This is a genomic window from Myroides sp. (assembly GCF_032073645.1).
GTDB lineage: Bacteria > Bacteroidota > Bacteroidia > Flavobacteriales > Flavobacteriaceae > Flavobacterium > Flavobacterium odoratimimum.
Genome location: NZ_DAMANB010000007.1, coordinates 56252 through 76687, shown reverse-complemented (window position 1 = coordinate 76687; position 20436 = coordinate 56252). Strand labels below are relative to the sequence as shown.

Below are 20436 nucleotides of genomic sequence, written 5' to 3'. Positions count from 1 at the left end.
TGCTGAGGTGATTTTTTGTTTATAGGAGGATAAAAGTTTGCAATTTTGTGTTTTTAAAATCAAAGAGATATGAGACAGGTAGTATTATATATTTCGAGTAGTTTGGATGGTTATATCGCTAAACCTGGGGATGACTTGAGTTTCTTGGATGCTGTACAGCGAGAAGGAGCAGATTATGGTTATACCGCTTTTGTAGAGACGATCGATACGGTTTTGATTGGTAAACGTACATATGACTGGGTAGTAAGTCAAGGACATGGGTTTCATCATGCAGATAAAGAAACGTATGTAATGACTAGACAAAGTCTACCTACAGAAGGTAATGTGACTTTCTATAATGGTGATCTAAAGGAATTAGTATCTAGACTGAAATCACAGGAGGGTAAAGATATATTCTGCGATGGTGGAGCACAGTTAGTCAACAGATTATTGAAGGATAGACTCATAGATAAGATCGTATTATCTGTTATCCCTGTATTATTAGGTGATGGTACTAGACTATTTGATATCGGGATACCAGAGTCTAAGTTAAAGTTAGAGAATACAAAGTCTTTTGAATCAGGATTAGTACAATTATGTTATAGCCTAATTAAGTAGTTTATAAACTGTTCTTTTGCTGATTGACTTCCATTAAAATAAGTTTGTTAGTATTTTTAAGTATGTTTTTTACACACGCAAACGTCTGTATATCTGTTTTTTAAATACTTTTTTAAAAAATATTCTTTTTTTGATGTGACCAAATGCGATGCTTGTTGTCTTAATATCGAAGACGAAAGGGAAGAATTGCTATTAATTCCTTTATAAAAAGAAAAGAAAAAGTTTTAAGTGTTTGGGGGTTAAATTAAAACAGAAGAGTTAAGGTTAGGTTGTTTTAGTAAAAAATTTAATTCACATAGTTTCATCGCGACTTTTACTATTGCTGACTTTGTAGATTGTGGTGGTCTAAATAAGGACTTAGAAGGCATAGTTCATAGTTATGGTTGTTTTGGTTATCTCCTATTCTAGGCGATGGAACGAACAAATAATAGGAGTATAAAACACAAAAGAGAGCTATATGGCTCTCTTTTTTTATGTATTTCTGTTATTTCTTATTAGCCTGTTTAAGAGTTTTATATCAATTAAGTATTAAGACAAAAAGTATAGAAGCTATTATTAGTGTTTTACAGGTTCTGTTTATTTATAATTTATGTTTTATTGTTTTGGGTATGAATGTGTTTATTACTATAAGAGGTTTTATTTGGAGTTATTGAAGATAAACAGCTGCATTATCATGGGCATCTTGACTTAGAGATAATCTATAATCTTATTAAGCAGTATTTTGTGCTATTTATAAGTCAGTTAGTAATGATTTTGTTACCTTTGTAGCTATTATTTTTTAATATATGATACAATCGATGACAGGATTTGGTAAGGCATGTTTGCAATTACCAACAAAGAAAATCACAGTAGAAGTAAAATCGCTTAATAGCAAAAGCTTAGATCTAAATGTTAGATTGCCTTTGATGTATAGAGAGAAAGAACTACCTCTTCGTAACCTTGTTGCACAAGAATTAGAGCGTGGTAAAGTAGACTTCTCATTATATAGTGAGATTACAGCAGAAGAAACTTCTAATAAGATTAATGGCCCTATCGTGATGGCATATATTGATCAAATGAAGGAGATTATCCCTGATGCAGATGCTACAGAGCTTATGAAGATGGCTGTGCGTATGCCTGATGCATTAAAAGTAGAGCGTGCTGAGCTAGATGAGAATGAGTGGAAAGAGATAGAAAAGGTTATCACTGAGGCTATCGCTAATATGAAGGAATTCCGAGCTAGTGAAGGAGCTTCATTAGAACAAGACTTCAGACTGCGTATCGGTAACATCCGCAAGTATATGGATGAGGTATCGGTATTAGACAAAGAGCGTATCGTGACTGTAAAAGAAAGATTGCGTGCGAACTTAGTAGAACTTCAGTTAAATATCGATGAGAATAGATATGAGCAAGAGGTGATCTACTATCTAGAGAAGATGGACATCACAGAAGAAAAAGTACGTCTGAGCAAACACTTAGATTACTTTATCGAAACACTTGAAGGAGCTGAGGCTAATGGTCGTAAACTTGGGTTTATCGGTCAAGAGATGGGACGTGAGATTAATACTATGGGATCTAAATCTAACCACGCTGAGATGCAGAAGATAGTGGTAAAGATGAAAGATGAATTAGAGAAAATAAAAGAGCAAGTACTAAACGTACTTTAGGTTATATATACAACACGACAGAATATTATTATGCAAAGAGGTAAGTTAATCGTTTTCTCTGCTCCATCTGGTTCAGGTAAAACTACAATAGTAAGACATTTATTAGAGCAAGAAGATCTGAACCTAGCGTTCTCTATCTCTTGTACATCTCGTGAACCAAGAGGGGAAGAGGTGAATGGTAAAGATTACTATTTTATTTCTCTTGAAGAGTTTAAACAAAACATAAAAGGAGAGAAGTTCTTAGAATGGGAAGAGGTATATAGAGATAACTTCTATGGTACACTTAGTAGTGAAGTAGAGCGTCTGTGGGCAGAAGGTAAGAATGTAATATTCGATATCGATGTAGCAGGAGGTCTTCGCATTAAGCGTAAATTCCCAGATGAGACTTTAGCTGTATTTGTGAAACCACCTAGTATAGATGAATTGAAGATTCGTCTTAAAAAGCGTTCTACAGAGAGTGAAGATAAGATCAATATGCGTATTGCTAAAGCTTCAGTAGAGTTGGCTACGGCTCCTCAGTTTGATATGATTATTAAGAATTACGACTTAGATACAGCGAAGAATGAGGCTGTAGAGTTAGTAAAGAACTTTATAAAGTAAGAAGATAAGTATGAAGGTAGGGTTGTATTTTGGAACATTTAATCCTATTCATATCGGTCATTTAGTTATTGCTAACCATATGGTGCAGTACACGGACCTAGATGAAGTATGGATGGTGGTAACCCCTCATAGTCCTTTAAAGAAAAAGAAAGGTCTATTAGAGGATTTTCATAGGATACATATGGTTAATTTGGCTACGGCTGATTATGATTATATCAAGCCTTCTGACGTAGAGTTTAATTTGCCACAACCTAATTATACCGTGAATACGATGGCGCATCTACATGAGCGATATCCTAAACACGAGTTTAGTTTATTAATGGGACAAGACAATCTAGATAGTCTACCTAAGTGGAAGAACTACGAGGTGCTATTAGAACGTTACCCTATCTATGTATATCCTCGTATATTCAGTGGCAAAGAGGAGACTAATCCTCTTCTAGATCATCCTAATATACACCTAGTAGAGAATGCTCCAATCATGGAGATATCTGCTACGTTTATTAGAGACTCCATTAAAGAGGGTAAGAATATTATGCCTCTACTTGATAAAGAAGTGTGGAAGTATATAGACCACAACTTGTTTTATAAGAAATAATTAAATAGAATTTAATACTATAAAAGGAATGCAAATGCATTCCTTTTTTTAATTTTATAAGATAAAAGAAAGTAGTTATGTTGAATTTTGAATTATATAATCCTACTCGTTTATTGTACGGGAAAGGACAGATAGGTGAGATAGCTAATCTAATCGATAAAAAGAGTAAAGTACTAATCGTATACGGAGGAGGTAGTATTAAGAAGAATGGTGTTTATGATCAAGTAATAAAGGCTTTAGAAGGGTATGAAGTAGTTGAGTTTTCGGGAGTAGAACCTAATCCTCGATATGAGACATTAGTGAAAGCTGTTGATTTGATTAAGAATGAAAAGGTTGACTTTATCTTAGGTGTAGGAGGAGGAAGTGTGATAGATGGGGTTAAGTTTATATCTGCAGCTGTGTACTATGAAGGAGATACTATAGATATTATTCAGAAAAAACTAAATGTAAACTGGAAGGCTATGCCTTATGGTGCGATACTGACATTACCTGCTACAGGTAGTGAGATGAACTGTGGTGCTGTGGTAACAATAGAGGCTACACAAGAGAAACTATCATTCTCAGGAGAGGTATTATATCCTGTGTTCTCTGTATGTGATCCTACTGTGATTGCTTCTTTGCCTGTGAAGCAGATTGCTAATGGTATAACAGATGCATTCGTCCATGTGTTAGAACAGTATATTACCTTTCCTCAAGGAGCACCTTTACAAGATAGGTTTGCGGAGAGTATCTTACAGACCCTAATAGAAGTAGCCCCTAAGATACTAAAGGATCCTACTGATTATGATGCGGCGATGAACTATATGTGGTGCTGTACGATGGCTCTAAATGGGTTAATATCGAAAGGAGTGAAAGAAGATTGGGTGACACATGCTATTGGTCATGAATTAACTGTGTTATATGGTATAGATCACGGTCGTACATTAGCTATTATAGGACCTAATCTATATAGTGTAATGTTCGATACGAAGAAAGAGAAATTAGCGCAGTTAGGTAGACGTGTATTTAATTTAGAAGGTAGTGATGATGAGGTAGCTAGATTGGCTATAGAGCGTATGATAGCGTTCTTTCATTCTTTAGGAGTTGCTACTAAATTGAGTGATTATACTGAAGATGGGGAGAAGGCTGTAGAGTGGATTGCTGAACGATTTAATGAAAGGGGATGGCTAGCAATGGGAGAAAAGAAAAATATAACTATTGATAAAGTAAGAGAAATAGTTAAACTAAGTTTATAATTCTATAGAGAAGCACATTCACCATTGCAGTAAATGTACTTTTCTTTTTTTATGTTTAAAGGAGTTGATAATTAGCAGTATATCTTATATACTGTTAATTTAATCTAAAATCGGTCACGGAATGTGAAGGTATATGCTTTGTTTTTAATTAAACTAAAATGCGAATATGTAAATAAAAGTGTTTTTTATCGGCTTGTTTCTGAGTTAAAGTTAGATTTATTTCAATATTTATTGAATAAATGATGTGTTTTTTCAGCTTAAGCTATTGTTGTTCTAATTGTTTGCAAGGTGTTTTTTACTTACTTTTGACCAACTAATAAATTTAGTGTATGAATGAATATCCGAAAATTGCAGTTATAGGTGGTGGGAGCTGGGCTACTGCTATAGTAAAAATGTTGAGCGAAAACCTAACTGAGATTGCTTGGTATATGCGTAACGAATCTGCATTAGAAGAGATAAAAGTTAATTATCACAATCCTAATTATCTAAGTTCTGTAGAATTTGATGTAGAACAATTAAAGTTGACGAATGATATTAACAAGGCAATCTCTTATGCGGATTATGTAATCTTCGCTATTCCGTCTGCGTTCTTGTCACAGGAGATGAGTAGACTACATGTTAGCCTAGAAGGGAAAGTTATCGTATCTGCGATTAAAGGGATTATCCCTGAGACGAGTCTTATCGTAGGAGAGCACTTCCATCAAACTTATAATGTACCATACGAGAACATTGCAGTAATCACTGGGCCATGTCATGCTGAAGAGGTGGCACTAGAACGTCTATCTTATTTAACGATTGCTTGTCAAACAGAAGAGTATGCTAAGACAATATCTAACTGTGTAAGCAGTCATTATATCAAAGCGAAAACAACGGATGATATTATCGGTACAGAGTATGCAGCAGTACTAAAGAATATTTATGCTGTAGCATGTGGTATCGCTCATGGTCTTGGCTATGGAGATAACTTCCAAGCTCTACTGATGAGTAATGCTATCCGTGAGATGAAGAAGTTCATTAAGAAAGTGCATAGAATGAAACGTAATATTAATAACTCTGCCTATTTAGGCGATTTATTAGTAACTGGATATTCTCTGTTTTCTCGTAACCGTATGTTTGGTAATATGATAGGTAAGGGATATACTGTAAAGTCAGCTCAAATGGAAATGAATATGATCGCAGAAGGGTACTATGCTTCTAAGAGTGCTTATGAACTAAATAAGCAATATGGTGCTAAGACTCCGATAATCAATGCAGTATATGATATCTTATACAATGGAAAAGACCCTAAAAAGGTATTCAGAAAACTTACTGAGAAATTAGATTAAAAAAAATATAGATTTAGCCGTGTTTAGGTTTTATTCTAAAAATGTAAAATAACTTATTGAAAAACAATAAGTTATTTTTTTTAGCTGTAATTTTGAGATACAAAAGTTTGTTTGTAATTTGTTGATTTAATGTTAGTTAAGGAGTGTTCTCTTGGGGGAGATTATTCCATTTAGTTTTGTCAAGTAAAAAATTAAAAGATGGATCATTTAATCAATCACCCTGCTTTATTAGGGGTATTTGGAGTAGTCGTTATTATCATGCTACTTTTAGACTTAGGAGTATTTAATAAACACAGTCACACTGTATCAACAAAAGAAGCACTGATCTGGACAGCTGTGTGGATAGGTTTAGCAATGTGTTTTAGTGGAGTTATTTATTATTACCTCGACTTCGAAAACTTTGCAAGGTTTCAATCAGCTTATTGGATAGAGAAAGCACTATCAGTAGATAATCTATTTGTATTTATATTGGTATTTACCTTCTTTAAGGTTCCAAAAGAATTACACCACAGAGTGTTATTCTGGGGGATTTTAGGAGCTTTAGTCTTTAGAGCTATCTTCATTTTTGCGGGTGTAGAGATTATTAATCATACATATCTACCTGCGATGGAAGTATTTGGTAGAACAGTAGAGATTAATGTGGTATTGACCATATTTGGTATCTTCTTATTGATTTCGGGTATTAAGTCTTGGTTTGCAAAAGAGGAACACGATGAGAATGAAGACTTATCTAAGAATTTTGCTGTACGTATGGTGCATAAGTTCTTTAAGGTAAGTGATGAGTATGACGGAGAGAAGTTCTTTACAGTTAAGAATGGAGTGCGTATGGTGACGCCATTATTCGTAGCATTAATGGTGATAGAGTTCACAGACGTGATCTTTGCAGTAGATAGTATACCTGCTATTTTTGCTATCGCACCAGATGATCCATTTATCTTATATACATCTAATATCTTTGCGATTTTAGGATTGAGATCATTATACTTCTTATTAGCTAACTTTATGGATAGGTTCTCTAAGTTAAAATATGGTTTAGCTATTATCTTATCTTTTATTGGAATCAAGATGATAGTATCTCCATTCTACCATGTAGAATCATTAGTGTCATTAAGTATTATAGGAGGTGTATTAGTACTATCAGTGGTAGCATCATTTATGTTTCCTCCTAAAAAGGATTAATAAAAGTATATCAAATATATAATAAGAAAGCCCTTCTAACAGAAGGGCTTTCTTATATCTTATCAATAGTGACATCTATAGTTTTAAAGACTGTGAAGGTTTAGCAGTACCTCTATGACACATAGCACATGATGCTACATCGATGGTCTCTGGTTTCGGGTGATTCTGCCAATTAAAGTTCTCAGCATTGATCTTTTGAGTCATTGTGATCATGTGTCGAGCGAACTCTTTTTCTTTTTTTGTATCTGCAGCGAAGTCTAGTTTATCTGTTCCTTCTACTGTAGTGTGACAGTATCCACATTTCACTCCTAATGCATCATTATAGCCTCTCATTAGTCCTTTAAGGCTGTCATTAGAAATATCTTTTGGCAATACCTTTAAGTTTTTCCATTCTATGTCTCCTGCTTTACTTTCTGTTACAAGTGTTGACGAGCTAAAAGCAAATAATGTTACTAATACCCCCAAACAGCATAAAATGCTCAATACGTTTTTAATTTTCATAATCATCTATTTTTTAAGTTGTGCTTACCAAATTAAGCAAACTAACATTTGGATTGATTATAAATTAAGGTATTGATAGATAGGAGAATAAATTATTTTGCTAATATTCCTTTTTTAGTAGTAAATGGCAATGTCTGTAAATGTGCATCTCCTAGAGAGTCCTGAATGAAGGTATATGTCTTGTCGTATAATTTTCCTCCTTGGAAGAAAGTAAGCATAAATGAATTACTCAGTTTAAAAACAGATTCATCTAACAATTCTATTTTTACACTTTCTTTTGGAGCAAGAGATTTGAATGCATGTCTAAATACTCCTGTACCTCTTACTTCACCATCTATCTCACCTATCGCTTGTGATACTACTAGGATAGCTTCCATTTCTTGATCTGAGTTATTGAATAGATATGCATACCATGAGTCTGCTAAGAATTCTTCGCTATACTCTTTTATGATTGCAATCTCTATATCTTTTACTACTGGAATCTCTATGTCTTTTTTCATTGTATTAATATTTTGGGCAAAGATAAATGATTTTGTCCTAAATATCGTAGTCATTGAAGTGAGGTAGAGTTGGTTTAATATTGTAGTATAAATAAGTGGTTAAGTGTTAATTTTTAGGTTAATTATAGGTTTTGTGATGATGATAATCTGCGTTTGTTTTAATGATAAAGTATATAATTTAAAAATAATGTTGTTTTAGTTGTAACAAAATGCCTAAATATAGTACTAATTGTTATAATAAATATTTATAGCAATGCGTAAGTTGTTTGTTTTTCTAGAAAAGAAAAGATTGTCTCGAAGCAATGATAAGACCATGAATACGATATTGGTTGTCTTTAAGTGGATAGCGATAGTGTATTTTGGTTTACTGTTTTTGATAATGGGGATGAGTGGTTTTTTTATTATCGAAGATATGAATCTAGGTATGGGATCACCTATACAGGTGATTAGTAGGTTTTGGATGTATTATATGGTGATGGAGATGTTTATGAGGTTTACACTTCAGAAGTTGCCGACTGCCACTATAAAACCGCTGCTTGTACTGCCTTTTCCTAAGATTAAGATTGTGAACTTCTATATAGGAAGTTCTTTCATCAGTGCGTTTAACTTTATTCAGTTACTATTTATTCTTCCATTTGCGATAGTTAGTATGGTACAGGGATATTCTGTTTTAGGAGTAATTGCTTGGATGATAGCAGTCTATTTATGTGTGTGTACGATGCACTTTGTCAATATACTGATAGAGTCATATAAATCTGTTTTTATAGCTGTTATAGTAGTATTCGGATTATTAGCCGCGATTCAGTATTACCAATTATTTGACAGTACTTTATACACACAGCACTTACTGTATAGTGTGTATGAATATCCTGCATTAGTATTAGTTTACGGTGGAGTGTTGTGGTTAGTTATTAAGATGACCGTGCGTTACTACGTTAAGAATATGTATATGGATGATCTGCTAAAGATCAAAGTAGAAGTAGCTACTACACGTGAGATGAAATGGTTAGACGGATTTGGGACGTATGCTTCTTTTCTTAAGAATGATTTGCGATTGATTACTCGAAATAAACGAGCACGTACTACGGTGCTTATGAGCGTATTATTTATGTTCTACGGTTTCCTTATACTTCGTCCAACAGAAATGGGAGGGTATCCGACCTTTATGCTAATCTTCGTTGCCTTCTTTGTATCAGGTGGTTTCCTAATGATGTTTGGACAGTATGTGCCTAGTTGGGATTCTTCATATTACTCTTTTATGATGACTCAGAATATCACGTATAAGAATTATTTAAAGTCTAAATGGTTAATTATTGCATTGGGGACTGGCGTGTCTATGTTGGCGGCGGTATTATATATCTGGACGAGTATGGATCTAGTGTATTTAATCATTGCGAATGGAGTGTTTAATATTGGTATCAATGGTTACATCGTATTATGGGGAGGTGCTTATCTAAAAAGCCCTGTCGACTTAACAGCGAATAAGAATGTATTTGCAGATAAGAATGCATTTAACCTTAGGGTGATGCTGATCTCGCTACCTAAGCTCTTTTTGCCTATTCTAATCTATTATATCGGGTTTTGGGTATATGGTTTTTGGGGAGGATTTACCTTGTTAACCGGAATAGGGATCATAGGAATGTTCTTCCAAAATCAAGTGTTTAAGTACATAGAGAAAATTTATAAACAAGAAAAATATAGCACAATAGAGGCTTTTAAATCTAAGTAATATGATAGTAGTAAATAATTTAGTAAAGTCTTATGGTCAACAGACTGTTTTAAATATACCTAGTTTAGAAATAACAAAAGGACAAAGTGTTGGATTAGTTGGGAATAATGGTGCTGGTAAAACGACCTTTTTCAGCCTTCTATTAGATCTAATCAAACCTACTCAAGGGAGCATTGCTAATAAAGGGAATGTAGTTAATGAAAATGAAGAATGGAAAAAGTATACAGGATCATTCTTTGATGATTCTTTCTTAATCGGGTATTTGACACCTGAAGAATATTTTTATTTCGTTGGAGAACTGAGAGGGATGTCTCGTACTGATATAGAGAGTTTTCTAAATGAATATGTAAGTTTCTTCAATGGAGAAGTGCTGAATCAACGCAAATATTTGCGTGATTTCTCTAAGGGGAATCAAAAGAAGGTAGGTATTATAGCGGCCTTTATGGGAAAACCTGAGTTAGTTATCTTAGACGAACCGTTTGCTAATCTGGATCCGACTACACAGTTGAGATTAAAAGAATTGGTAAAACAAAAAATGAAAGATAGAGAGATCACGATTATTATATCGAGTCATGATCTTCAACATACTTATGAGGTGTCTGATCGAGTGATCGCCTTAGAAAAAGGACAAATCATGAAAGATGTCTTGACGCAGGATATCACATTTGATGCATTAGAAGAGTTCTTTCAGGTATGATAGAATGCATTTCTTTTTCATTTCAGTTTGATTACAATGGCTTTATGCATGATGGTATAATGAGATTGTTTTAGATTGAGGGGATTAGGTTAAAATAAAGATAGAAATATTAATAGATGAGCTTCGATTTCGTTATGGATGAATAAGAGGAGAGCGTTTCGCTTGCACTTCTTAGGGGATTGCTAGGAGTTTTCTAGGGGTTTTCTTGCCTAGAAGGTGCTTTTCTCGAAGAAAGGTGCAAGAAACCCTCAAGGAATCCCCTAGTAAATCAGTATCAAAATACCTTTGGTTTATAAATAGACAGTGATAAAGACTAGATTTAGTTTGAGATTTTTTTGCTTATTGTGTGAATTCAAAAAACTCATTATTAATCGAACGAAAAAGGAGAATATTACTTAATTGGTTAGTTAGCGGGACTCTAGTGAATCTATTTTGCTAGAGTTTTGTGTTTATAGTTATTGCCTAAGATTCCCAAGAAGTAGAATAATAGAAAATATAGGATATTGTGAATGTTTTAGTGATATGTGGTTAGATTTCTATAGGATGCTATAAATTGACTGAGATATTGCGATAAGTAGTGTAAATTACTTTTATAGGTTTTGTTTCTGTAGAACTTTAAAAACTTTTAAAATACTGTAGAAGTATTACTAAAAGTAATGTATTTTTACGTTTTGTTATATACTAAAATAGTGAATTTGTAGTTTTTAAGTAAAGCTCATTGTGTTGAATACTCGTTTTAAATATCTGATTTTTTTAGTTTTACTTCTTTTGGGAGCGGCTTGTTCTGTAAAGAAAGATAAGTTATTGAATAGAGGGTATCACGCGATGACTACTCGGTATAATATTCTATATAACGGAGAGTTGGCTTATGATGAGGCTTTAATTTCTTTAAAAAAGGATTATTACGATGACTTTTGGGAGATACTTCCTGTAGAGCGTATCGACATTAAGATAGACTCTACACGTGAGTTCGAAAGAGGTAGGTCACTAGAGTCTAAAAAAGGATCTATTCTTGACAATGTGCAAGTAGATGGAGCCAATGTTACAGGCGAAGAAGAACAGGGCGAGGTAGGATTTAGACGAGCTGAAGATAAAGCAGCTAAGGCTATCCAGAAGCACTCTATGTACATAAAAGGGCGTGAGCGCAACTTCCAGATCGATGATGCTTATCTGATGTTAGGACAGGCTAGATACTATGATGGTCGTTTTGTACCTGCGTTAGAGGCTTTTAATTATATTCTGTATAAGTATCCAGACGGGAGCTTAATAAATGACGCGATCATCTGGCGTGAGAAATCTAATGTACGCCTTACTTATGATGATATTGCGATTAAAAATTTAAATGAATTTCTTCGAGATAAAAAAGATAAACTAAGAAAGCAGCAGGTAGCAGATGCGAATGCTACGCTTACTCAGGCTTATATCAATATAGAGGAATATGCTTCTGCTATACCACCTCTAAAGATCGCTATAGAACACACTAGGGATAAGGAGGAGTATGCACGATATACTTTTATCTTAGGACAACTATATGCTAAGTTGGGCAAGGAGATGGAAGCGAATGAGGCTTTCGATATCGTAATCGATATGAATAGAAAGAGCCCTCGATCTTATGTGATACAGTCTCATGCACAACAGTTTGGGCTGAAGCCTGCTCAGGCTAAAGATTCGGTAGCGTTCTTAAAGAAGTATAAAAGATTAATTAGAGATAGAGAGAACAGAGATTACTTAGATGTATTACATCGTCAGGTAGGGCTGTTCTATGAGGGGAGTGGCAATACAAAAGAGGCATTAAAATCGCTAAAAAGAGCTGTTAAGTTAAGTAAAGGTGATAAGCAGTTAAAGTCTAAAAACTACTTGAGTATAGCCGAAATTTACTTTAATGAAGCTGGTTATGCGTTGGCAGGGCAGTATTATGACAGTGTGTTGTCTATTATGCCTGCTAAGGCTAAGGAGCGCTTTAGAATAGCCAAGAGACGTGATGCATTAAGAGATGTGGTGAAATATGAAAGAGTAGCTCATGTCAATGATAGTGTACTTCGATTAGTAGCGATGAGTGATGATCAGCGCATAGCTTATTTTCAAAAATATGTAGATGATCTTAGAAAAGAAGACTTTAGAAAACTACAGGCGACACTTAAAAAACAAAGAGGAGGCAATCAGAATTATTTTAATATGGCAACTTTCGGGGAGGCTATAGATGTTGCTTTTGGTACAAATAATCAGCAGACAGGAGGTAGTTCTACATTCTACTTCTACTCAACTCAAGCAGCTGCCTTTGGGAAGACAGAGTTTAGAAGAAAATGGGGGAATAGACCTTCTGTAGATAACTGGAGATGGGCGGCTGATATACAAGAAGCGCAGAATAATGCTGCGGCAGAGGAACAAGTAGCTGAGAATGCAAATCAAAATAATAGCACAGAGCAGTTTAATGATACGAGGTATGATATCAATAGCTATATTTCTAAGATTCCAACAGATGAAAAAGAGATAGCGTCTATCAAGAAAGATAGAGACTTTGCTTATTTCCAACTGGGCTCTATGTATGCAGATCGATTTAAGAAATATGATTTGGCTAGCCAGAGATTAGAGACGTTATTGACCTTTGATCCTACAGAGAGATTAATCTTACCAAGCATGTATAAGCTTTACAAGATTTATCAAGAAATAGATATGGCAAAGGCTATAGCTATGAAGGATAGAATTATCAGTCAATATCCTAATTCTAGATACGCTAAGTTATTGCAGAATATGTCAATGGATAAAATCGATGACTTATCACCAGAACAGATTTATGCGCAGGCGTATAAGGTGTATGCTGATGGGACGGACTATAACAATGCACTGCGAACTATAGATCGCGCCTTAGAGCGATTCGATGATGAAGGGTATGTGAGTAAACTGGAGTTGCTGAAAGCACATGTGATTGGTCGATTGAAGGGAATCGAGTCATATAAAGAAGCATTGAATTTTGTGGCTCTTACCTATAGCTCTTCTCGTGAAGGAAGAGAAGCAGAGGAGTTGTTAAAGACAACGATTCCGATGTTAGAAGCTAGAGAATTTTCTACAGGGGAATCAAATAATTGGAAAGTAGTGTTACTAGTTCAGGACAAAGAGTCGAGTAGTAATCAGTTGATAAGCCGTAGATTTATACAGTTTGCAACTGCTAATAGTAGTAAGGGAATAAAGTATTCTGAAGACCCGTATATCGGTGTTGGAGAATTCTTTGTATTACATGGATTTAAGAATAAGGAGGATGCAGTCTATGCAGCAAGAAGTGTGGATAGTAATGCTGTCACTATAAGTACTGATAACTACGTAATCGTTCAGATAAAGAAAAATTGGGAGAAATATATTGCTCCATCAGAATAAGGTTGAAGAAAAAAAGTAAAAATTATGTTCCAAAAAACGAAGAATGACGGGTCTATAGATCATTTAGGTAAAACAAATAGAATTATTGAGGCTACAATAATTAAAGGAGATATTGAAGCAGTGACGGATTTGCGTTTAGATGGTGTCTTACACGGTAATCTAAAAGTAAAAGGAAGAGTGGTTGTAGGGCCTCAAGCCCAAATCATCGGAAATGTGGAGTGTGAAAATGCTGATATAGAGGGCCTAGTAGAGGGTGTTCTGAAGGTGAAAGATTTACTACATATCAAGGAGACTGCAGATGTAAAGGGAGACTTATTAGTAGGAAGACTTTCGGTTGTACCAGGAGCTAAAATTCAAGTGAAATGCGATATGGCTATAGCAGGAAACGGAGAACAAGGTTCAGGTAAGAAAGGAAAATAAGTAGGAGTGAAAAAAAATTCAGGGCCAAACCGTTGGTTAAGTTTAATTAATATCCCTATTCAGATGGGGGTAACTATTTACTTGTTTCACTTGTTAGGTACTTGGTTAGATGATAAATATAATTTAGTTGACGGATTAGCAAATAAAATTTGTACGTTAATTGGAGTAGGATTAGCTTTGTACCAAGTTATAAAACAAGTAAATCAATTAAATAAAGATTAATGGATAAGGAAACAGTAAGTTTAAGTTTAAAACTTTTTGGGGTTTTAGCAGTTATATTTGCAATTCATTTTGCACTTTTCACATATACTGATTTTGGTCAGTCATTTGTAGAATTAGGTTATTCATTAGCGGGTTTTTATGGCTTTGAATTTATTTTTTCTATAGGAATGTTATTTGCTATGCAAGGAATAAAAACAAGTATGCCTAATAGCTTAGGATACGTGTTTTTAGGCTTTATTACAGTTCGATTATTGGCTAGTTACCTATTCGTAAGAGAAGGATTAGACAGCGAGAATGTAGATGAACTATTTAAGTATAATTTTCTGTTAGTTGTCTTGATTTATCTAGGCGGGGATGCATTTATTGCATATCGTATTTTAAATAAGAAGGTTAGTTAACAAAAAGATAATAAAAAAAAGTTTCGCAAGAAAGTATGAAAGTCTAAGATTTATTGTACTTTTGCACAAAATTTTAAGAACCATAAATATTCAAGAAGTTAAGGTATGGTGACTCTGAAGAAATCACTGAATTTATTAGCAGCTGTAATTTTTACAGCATCGTCGGTATTTTCGTACGCACAAAGTAATGCTCAGAAGCTTGAAGAATCTATTCAAGAAACAGAGCAGTCAATTGAAGAAACAATCGCTGCTGTAGAAGGTACAGAGCATGTAGAAGGAGAGAAAACACAAGCTGAAAAAGTGCAAGATCACATCACGCACCACTTAGCAGATGATTACTCTTTCATATTCTTCTCAGACGAGGCTACTGGTAAACACTACGGGTTTCCACTGCCAGTTATTTTAATAGACAATGGTCTTAAAGTATTTATGTCATCAGAATTTGACTACGGTAACAAAGTAGTTGAAAAAGATGGACAACACTACAAGTTATATCACAGTAAGATATACAAAACTGATGCAGCTGGTACTATCGAGTACGATGCTGAACATCATCCTACAAATGAAAAGCCATTAGATTTTTCTATCACTAAAAATGTGGCTTCATTATTATTTACTACAGTATTAATCTTCCTTATGTTCTTAAGCTTGGCTAAGACATACAAAAAAGGACCGAACAACTTGCCTAAAGGTTTTGCAAGAGCTTTAGAACCAATGGTGCTTTATGTTCGTGATGAGATGGCTATTCCAAATATCGGAAAGGACAAATACAAAAAGTTCATGCCATACTTACTGTCAGTATTCTTTTTAATTTTCTTATTGAACTTATTAGGATTGACTCCACTAGGATTCAACGTTACAGGAAGTATTTCGGTAACTGCGTGTTTGGCAATCTTTACATTCATAATTACACAGTTCTCTGCTAACAAGGATTATTGGAAGCACATGTTCTGGATGCCAGGTGTACCAGCACCAATGAAATTAATGTTAGCACCTATCGAAGTATTAGGAGCATTAATTAAGCCATTCTCATTGATGGTTCGTTTATTCGCTAACATTACAGCAGGTCACTCAGTAGTATTTGGACTTATCGCTATTATCTTCGTGATGAAAGAAGCTTTAGGTACTGCTGGAGCAGTAGGGATAGGATTCTTCTTATCAACGTTCTTAGTTGTATTAGAGATCTTAGTAGCGTTCTTACAAGCGTTCATCTTTACAATGTTATCTTCATTGTTTATCGGAATGGCTGTTGCAGAGCACGAACATGATGAGGCTCATCATTAATAGAATTAAATTAGAATAAAAATAAAATTTGTTTAATTAATATAAATCAATCACTATGACATTACCAAACATTATTGGTGCAGGTTTAATCGTAATCGGAGCTGGTTACGGATTAGGAAAAATCGGATCTTCTGCAATGGACGCTATCGCTCGTCAACCAGAAGCTGCTGGAAAAATCCAAACTGCAATGATCATTATTGGAGCTTTATTGGAAGGTTTAGCATTCGGTGCTTTAATCTTAGGTAAATAATCCAAGACAAGTAAAAGAGTTTATCTGTAACGGTTGGTTGCAGATAAACTTCTTAATTAAACAACATAGGTATTAAAAAGTATAATTTTAGATAATGGATAAATTAATTAACGATTTCGGTTTTGGATTATTTTTCTGGCAGTTCATCATTTTATTGGTGATTGTATTCATCCTAGGAAAATTTGCATGGAAACCAATTGTAAATGCTTTAGAGGCTCGTGAAGAGGGTATCGCTGATGCATTAGCAGCTGCTGAAAATGCTAAAAGAGAAATGGCTAATTTAAAAGCTGATAACGAGAAATTATTAGCAGAAGCTCGTGCTGAGCGTGATGCTTTAATTAAAGAAGCTCGTGAGATTAAAGAAAAAATGTTAGCTGACGCTAAAACTGAAGGTGAAGCTGTAGGAGCAAAAATGATTGCTCAAGCAAAAGCTGCTATCGAAAGTGAAAGAGCTACTGCTATCGTTGAGTTAAAAACTCAAGTTTCTTCTATTTCTATTGAAATTGCTGAGAAATTATTAAAAGAACAATTAGCTAACACTGAAGCTCAATCTAAATTGGTTGAGAAGATGTTAGACGAAGTTAAATTAAACTAATAAAAGGATCATTATGGTAAGCACTAGAGCAGCTGCAAGATATGCAAAAGCAATGCTAGAAGTTTCTGGTCAAAAAGGAAATGCTGAGGCTATTAATAGCGATATGATCTTGATCTCTGAATCAGTATCTCAAAGTGAAGACTTAAAAGTGTTTTTAACTAATCCTATCGTGAGTGGTGAGATTAAATTAAATGCTTTGTTAGAAGTATTCGCTAATGTTGATCAAAGTACTAAAGAATTGTTTAAAGTGCTTAAAGCGAACAATAGATTTGAAATCTTAGGTACAGTCGCTTTACAGTTTCAAGAGCAATACGAAGCTTTGAAAGGTATAGAGAGAGTTGTAGTTACTACGGCTGTTCCGATGGATGCCGCTTTAGAGAGTAAAGTTTTATCTAAAGTTCAAAGTTTAGCTCCTGGAAAACAAATTGTTGTTTCAAATATAGTAGATGCTTCTATCTTAGGAGGATTTATCTTGAAAATGGGAGATAAACAGTACAATGCTTCAATAGCGAATCAATTACAAGTTTTAAAAAGAGAATTAACTAATTAAAAAATCACCGCACGAATGTTCGTGTATAAACATAGATAAAAATGGCGGAAATTAAACCAGCTGAAATATCAGCGATTTTAAAGAAACAATTATCTGGATTTAGCTCAGAGGCTTCTTTAGAAGAAGTAGGAACAGTACTTGAAGTAGGAGATGGTGTTGCTCGTGTATACGGGTTAACAAACGCTGAATACGGAGAGCTAGTTGTATTCGAGAATGGACTAGAAGCAATGGTACAGAACCTTGAAGAGGATAATGTAGGTATTGTATTGTTAGGAGCTCCTACTGGTGTTAAAGAAGGATCTACAGTAAAAAGAACAGGTCGTATCGCTTCACTTAAAGTAGGTGAGAAAATGGTAGGACGTGTTGTTAATACATTAGGTCTTCCAATCGATGGTAAAGGTGCTATCGAAGGTGATTTATATGAGATGCCATTAGAGCGTAAAGCTCCTGGGGTAATCTACCGTCAACCAGTAACTGAGCCGTTACAAACAGGTATTAAATCTGTTGATGCCATGATTCCAATCGGACGTGGACAACGTGAGTTAGTAATTGGTGACCGTCAAACAGGAAAAACAACTGTTTGTATCGATACTATCTTAAATCAAAAAGAATTTTACGATGCTGGACAACCAGTATATTGTATATATGTAGCTATTGGACAAAAAGCTTCTACTGTAGCAGGAATTGCTAAAACTTTAGAAGATAAAGGTGCAATGGACTATACTATTATCGTAGCTGCAAATGCTTCGGATCCAGCTCCAATGCAAGTTTATGCTGCAATGGCTGGAGCTGCTATCGGAGAGTACTTCCGTGATACAGGACGTCCTGCATTAATTATCTATGATGATTTATCTAAACAAGCGGTAGCTTACCGTGAGATGTCATTAATCTTACGTCGTCCACCAGGTCGTGAGGCTTATCCTGGAGACGTTTTCTACCTTCACTCAAGATTATTAGAGCGTGCTGCTCGTATTATCGGTGATGATGAAATCGCTAAGAACATGAATGATTTACCAGAGTCTATCAGACCATTCGTTAAAGGTGGTGGTTCATTAACTGCTTTACCTATTATCGAAACTCAAGCTGGTGACGTTTCTGCTTATATCCCAACTAACGTAATTTCGATTACTGATGGACAGATATTCTTAGAGTCTGATTTATTTAACTCAGGTGTACGTCCAGCTATTAACGTTGGTATTTCTGTATCTCGTGTTGGAGGTTCTGCTCAGATTAAATCAATGAAGAAAGTAGCTGGTACTTTAAAACTTGACCAAGCTCAATACCGTGAGTTAGAAGCTTTCGCTAAGTTTGGTTCTGACTTAGATGCTGCTACAATGAACGTTATCTCTAAAGGACAACGTAACGTTGAGATCTTAAAACAAGCTGTTAACGATCCATATACTGTAGAGGATCAGGTAGCTATTATCTATGCAGGTTCTAAAAACCTTCTTAGAAGCGTACCAGTATCTAAAGTAAAAGAGTTTGAAAAAGACTATTTAGATGCTTTAAACTCTCGTCATAGAGATGTATTAGATCAGTTAAAAGCTGGTAAATTCACAGACGAAATTACTGCTGTGCTTGAGAAAGTAGCTAAAGAAATTTCTGCAAAATATTAAGAAATAATGTTTGTCTACAAGTGTTGATTATCTTCACTTGTAGATAAATTTATATACAATTTACAATGGCAAACCTTAAAGAAATACGTAATAGGATTTCATCAATTGGATCAACAATGCAGATTACATCTGCTATGAAGATGGTATCTGCAGCTAAGCTTAAAAAAGCTACTGATACTATTATGGCTATGCGTCCATATTCAGAAAAGTTGACTGAATTGATTCAAAATGTTAGCGCAACTTTAGAGGGTGATAATTCAGGAGTATATTCTCAAACTAGAGAAGTTAAGAATGTTCTTCTTGTGGTTATTACTTCAAACAGAGGTTTGTGTGGTGGTTTTAATGCGAATATTATTAAACAAATTAATACACTTAAAGCTACTCAATATAAAGACGTTAATGTTGATTTATTGACAATTGGTAAAAAAGGTCACGATATATTACGTAAATCTTTTACTGTAATTGAGAATAGAAGTGATTTGTTTGATCATGTAGATTTTGCAAATTGTGCTGTTATAGCTGAACAAATGATGGAAGCTTTCGTTGAAGAGAAATATGATTCAATTCAGATCGTTTACAATCAGTTCAAAAATGCTGCTACACAAGATGTAGTAACAGAGCAGTTTTTACCATTGTTACCAGTGGAATCTAGTGAAAATGCTAGTTCCGACTATATTTATGAGCCTTCTAAAGAAGAGATTATTAATACATTAATTCCTCTTTCTTTAAAAACTCAATTATTAAAAGCTGTTGCAGACTCTGTAGCTTCTGAACATGGAGCTCGTATGACTGCAATGCACAAAGCAACTGATAACGCTAAAGACTTACGTGATGAATTAACGTTAAGTTACAACAAAGCTCGTCAAGCTGCTATTACAAATGAAATTCTAGAAATTGTTGGTGGTGCTGAGGCATTAAACAACTAATCTGAATATTATACTTTTAGAAAAGGGATACTCGTCTGAGTATCCCTTTTTTTGTGTTATTAATAGATTTAAGACGTTTTTTGACATGTGCTGTCTGTTTGTTTGTCGATTGACGGAAAAGAGCTTAGAAAGTTTTTAATGTAGTTAGTTAGTTAGTTAGTTAGTTAGTTAGTTAGTTAGTTAGTTAGTTAGTTAG

The 20436-nt window shown here is 34.6% G+C and carries 21 protein-coding genes; 19 read left to right on the top strand and 2 right to left on the bottom strand.

Annotation, left to right across the window (positions count from 1 at the left end; genetic code table 11):
* The first annotated feature begins 69 nt into the window (after positions 1-69).
* From RT228_RS07325 to RT228_RS07295, 7 genes are all read left to right on the top strand, one after another.
* Entirely contained in the window at positions 70-597 is a 528-nt protein-coding gene (locus tag RT228_RS07325) for a dihydrofolate reductase family protein (protein WP_313138567.1), read from the top strand.
* Positions 598-1394: 797 nt separating this feature from the next.
* Positions 1395-2243 (top strand): YicC/YloC family endoribonuclease, encoded by an 849-nt coding sequence (locus RT228_RS07320; RefSeq protein WP_016649954.1) that lies wholly within the window; start codon positions 1395-1397, stop codon positions 2241-2243.
* A 30-nt stretch (positions 2244-2273) separates the two neighbouring features.
* On the top strand, positions 2274-2843 hold the full coding sequence (gene gmk, locus RT228_RS07315) for a guanylate kinase (RefSeq protein WP_006257851.1): 570 nt from the start codon (positions 2274-2276) through the stop codon (positions 2841-2843).
* 10 nt (positions 2844-2853) lie between these two features.
* Entirely contained in the window at positions 2854-3441 is a 588-nt protein-coding gene (gene nadD, locus RT228_RS07310) for a nicotinate (nicotinamide) nucleotide adenylyltransferase (RefSeq protein ID WP_006262503.1), read from the top strand.
* A gap of 77 nt (positions 3442-3518) precedes the next feature.
* On the top strand, positions 3519-4676 hold the full coding sequence (locus RT228_RS07305; RefSeq protein WP_016649955.1) for an iron-containing alcohol dehydrogenase: 1158 nt from the start codon (positions 3519-3521) through the stop codon (positions 4674-4676).
* A 329-nt stretch (positions 4677-5005) separates the two neighbouring features.
* Entirely contained in the window at positions 5006-6001 is a 996-nt protein-coding gene (locus tag RT228_RS07300) for an NAD(P)H-dependent glycerol-3-phosphate dehydrogenase (protein WP_016649956.1), read from the top strand.
* Positions 6002-6199: 198 nt separating this feature from the next.
* On the top strand, positions 6200-7180 hold the full coding sequence (locus RT228_RS07295) for a TerC family protein (RefSeq protein ID WP_006262505.1): 981 nt from the start codon (positions 6200-6202) through the stop codon (positions 7178-7180).
* Positions 7181-7255: 75 nt separating this feature from the next.
* Here the strand turns inward: RT228_RS07295 and RT228_RS07290 are convergent, their stop codons facing one another.
* Entirely contained in the window at positions 7256-7681 is a 426-nt protein-coding gene (locus tag RT228_RS07290; protein WP_313138566.1) for a c-type cytochrome, read from the bottom strand.
* A gap of 92 nt (positions 7682-7773) precedes the next feature.
* A complete protein-coding gene (locus RT228_RS07285; protein WP_006266059.1) occupies positions 7774-8181 on the bottom strand; it encodes a hypothetical protein in 408 nt (135 codons plus the stop codon).
* Positions 8182-8434: 253 nt separating this feature from the next.
* On the opposite strand from RT228_RS07285, the gene RT228_RS07280 reads away from it, so the two are divergent.
* From RT228_RS07280 to atpG, 12 genes are all read left to right on the top strand, one after another.
* Positions 8435-9910, top strand: a complete 1476-nt coding sequence (locus RT228_RS07280) for a DUF5687 family protein (RefSeq protein ID WP_313138565.1) — start codon at positions 8435-8437, stop codon at positions 9908-9910.
* 1 nt (position 9911) lies between these two features.
* On the top strand, positions 9912-10607 hold the full coding sequence (locus tag RT228_RS07275; RefSeq protein WP_016649959.1) for an ABC transporter ATP-binding protein: 696 nt from the start codon (positions 9912-9914) through the stop codon (positions 10605-10607).
* Between the two features lie 720 nt (positions 10608-11327).
* Positions 11328-13979: a tetratricopeptide repeat protein gene (locus RT228_RS07270; protein ID WP_313138564.1), complete on the top strand. Its 2652-nt coding sequence runs from the start codon at positions 11328-11330 to the stop codon at positions 13977-13979.
* A gap of 24 nt (positions 13980-14003) precedes the next feature.
* The gene (locus RT228_RS07265) at positions 14004-14399 is read left to right on the top strand and encodes a polymer-forming cytoskeletal protein (protein ID WP_006262510.1); all 396 of its coding nucleotides are present in this window, start codon (positions 14004-14006) and stop codon (positions 14397-14399) included.
* 6 nt (positions 14400-14405) lie between these two features.
* Positions 14406-14621, top strand: a complete 216-nt coding sequence (locus tag RT228_RS07260; RefSeq protein WP_006257840.1) for an AtpZ/AtpI family protein — start codon at positions 14406-14408, stop codon at positions 14619-14621.
* Positions 14621-15019, top strand: a complete 399-nt coding sequence (locus RT228_RS07255) for a hypothetical protein (protein ID WP_006257839.1) — start codon at positions 14621-14623, stop codon at positions 15017-15019. The genes RT228_RS07260 and RT228_RS07255 overlap by 1 nt, the downstream gene beginning before the upstream one ends.
* 105 nt (positions 15020-15124) lie before the next feature.
* Positions 15125-16303, top strand: coding sequence for a F0F1 ATP synthase subunit A (gene atpB / locus RT228_RS07250; protein WP_006262511.1), 1179 nt, complete (start codon positions 15125-15127; stop codon positions 16301-16303).
* A gap of 55 nt (positions 16304-16358) precedes the next feature.
* Complete coding sequence (gene atpE / locus RT228_RS07245) at positions 16359-16553, top strand: ATP synthase F0 subunit C (protein WP_006257837.1); 195 nt, start codon at positions 16359-16361, stop codon at positions 16551-16553.
* A 94-nt stretch (positions 16554-16647) separates the two neighbouring features.
* On the top strand, positions 16648-17148 hold the full coding sequence (locus RT228_RS07240; RefSeq protein WP_006257836.1) for a F0F1 ATP synthase subunit B: 501 nt from the start codon (positions 16648-16650) through the stop codon (positions 17146-17148).
* A gap of 13 nt (positions 17149-17161) precedes the next feature.
* The gene (gene atpH / locus RT228_RS07235; protein WP_006257835.1) at positions 17162-17698 is read left to right on the top strand and encodes an ATP synthase F1 subunit delta; all 537 of its coding nucleotides are present in this window, start codon (positions 17162-17164) and stop codon (positions 17696-17698) included.
* 41 nt (positions 17699-17739) lie between these two features.
* Positions 17740-19314: a F0F1 ATP synthase subunit alpha gene (gene atpA, locus RT228_RS07230; protein ID WP_006257834.1), complete on the top strand. Its 1575-nt coding sequence runs from the start codon at positions 17740-17742 to the stop codon at positions 19312-19314.
* A 65-nt stretch (positions 19315-19379) separates the two neighbouring features.
* Positions 19380-20240, top strand: a complete 861-nt coding sequence (atpG, locus tag RT228_RS07225) for an ATP synthase F1 subunit gamma (protein ID WP_006257833.1) — start codon at positions 19380-19382, stop codon at positions 20238-20240.
* Positions 20241-20436: the final 196 nt, after the last annotated feature.

What these genes read in the sequence shown, in the direction of transcription:
- RT228_RS07325 (WP_313138567.1), top strand. Translation starts at nt 70, where the DNA reads ATGAGACAGGTAGTATTATATATTTCGAGTAGTTTGGATGGTTATATC.
- RT228_RS07320 (WP_016649954.1), top strand. Translation starts at nt 1,395, where the DNA reads ATGACAGGATTTGGTAAGGCATGTTTGCAATTACCAACAAAGAAAATC.
- gmk (WP_006257851.1), top strand. Translation starts at nt 2,274, where the DNA reads ATGCAAAGAGGTAAGTTAATCGTTTTCTCTGCTCCATCTGGTTCAGGT.
- nadD (WP_006262503.1), top strand. Translation starts at nt 2,854, where the DNA reads ATGAAGGTAGGGTTGTATTTTGGAACATTTAATCCTATTCATATCGGT.
- RT228_RS07305 (WP_016649955.1), top strand. Translation starts at nt 3,519, where the DNA reads ATGTTGAATTTTGAATTATATAATCCTACTCGTTTATTGTACGGGAAA.
- RT228_RS07300 (WP_016649956.1), top strand. Translation starts at nt 5,006, where the DNA reads ATGAATGAATATCCGAAAATTGCAGTTATAGGTGGTGGGAGCTGGGCT.
- RT228_RS07295 (WP_006262505.1), top strand. Translation starts at nt 6,200, where the DNA reads ATGGATCATTTAATCAATCACCCTGCTTTATTAGGGGTATTTGGAGTA.
- RT228_RS07290 (WP_313138566.1), bottom strand. Translation starts at nt 7,681, where the DNA reads ATGAAAATTAAAAACGTATTGAGCATTTTATGCTGTTTGGGGGTATTA.
- RT228_RS07285 (WP_006266059.1), bottom strand. Translation starts at nt 8,181, where the DNA reads ATGAAAAAAGACATAGAGATTCCAGTAGTAAAAGATATAGAGATTGCA.
- RT228_RS07280 (WP_313138565.1), top strand. Translation starts at nt 8,435, where the DNA reads ATGCGTAAGTTGTTTGTTTTTCTAGAAAAGAAAAGATTGTCTCGAAGC.
- RT228_RS07275 (WP_016649959.1), top strand. Translation starts at nt 9,912, where the DNA reads ATGATAGTAGTAAATAATTTAGTAAAGTCTTATGGTCAACAGACTGTT.
- RT228_RS07265 (WP_006262510.1), top strand. Translation starts at nt 14,004, where the DNA reads ATGTTCCAAAAAACGAAGAATGACGGGTCTATAGATCATTTAGGTAAA.
- RT228_RS07255 (WP_006257839.1), top strand. Translation starts at nt 14,621, where the DNA reads ATGGATAAGGAAACAGTAAGTTTAAGTTTAAAACTTTTTGGGGTTTTA.
- atpB (WP_006262511.1), top strand. Translation starts at nt 15,125, where the DNA reads ATGGTGACTCTGAAGAAATCACTGAATTTATTAGCAGCTGTAATTTTT.
- atpE (WP_006257837.1), top strand. Translation starts at nt 16,359, where the DNA reads ATGACATTACCAAACATTATTGGTGCAGGTTTAATCGTAATCGGAGCT.
- RT228_RS07240 (WP_006257836.1), top strand. Translation starts at nt 16,648, where the DNA reads ATGGATAAATTAATTAACGATTTCGGTTTTGGATTATTTTTCTGGCAG.
- atpH (WP_006257835.1), top strand. Translation starts at nt 17,162, where the DNA reads ATGGTAAGCACTAGAGCAGCTGCAAGATATGCAAAAGCAATGCTAGAA.
- atpA (WP_006257834.1), top strand. Translation starts at nt 17,740, where the DNA reads ATGGCGGAAATTAAACCAGCTGAAATATCAGCGATTTTAAAGAAACAA.
- atpG (WP_006257833.1), top strand. Translation starts at nt 19,380, where the DNA reads ATGGCAAACCTTAAAGAAATACGTAATAGGATTTCATCAATTGGATCA.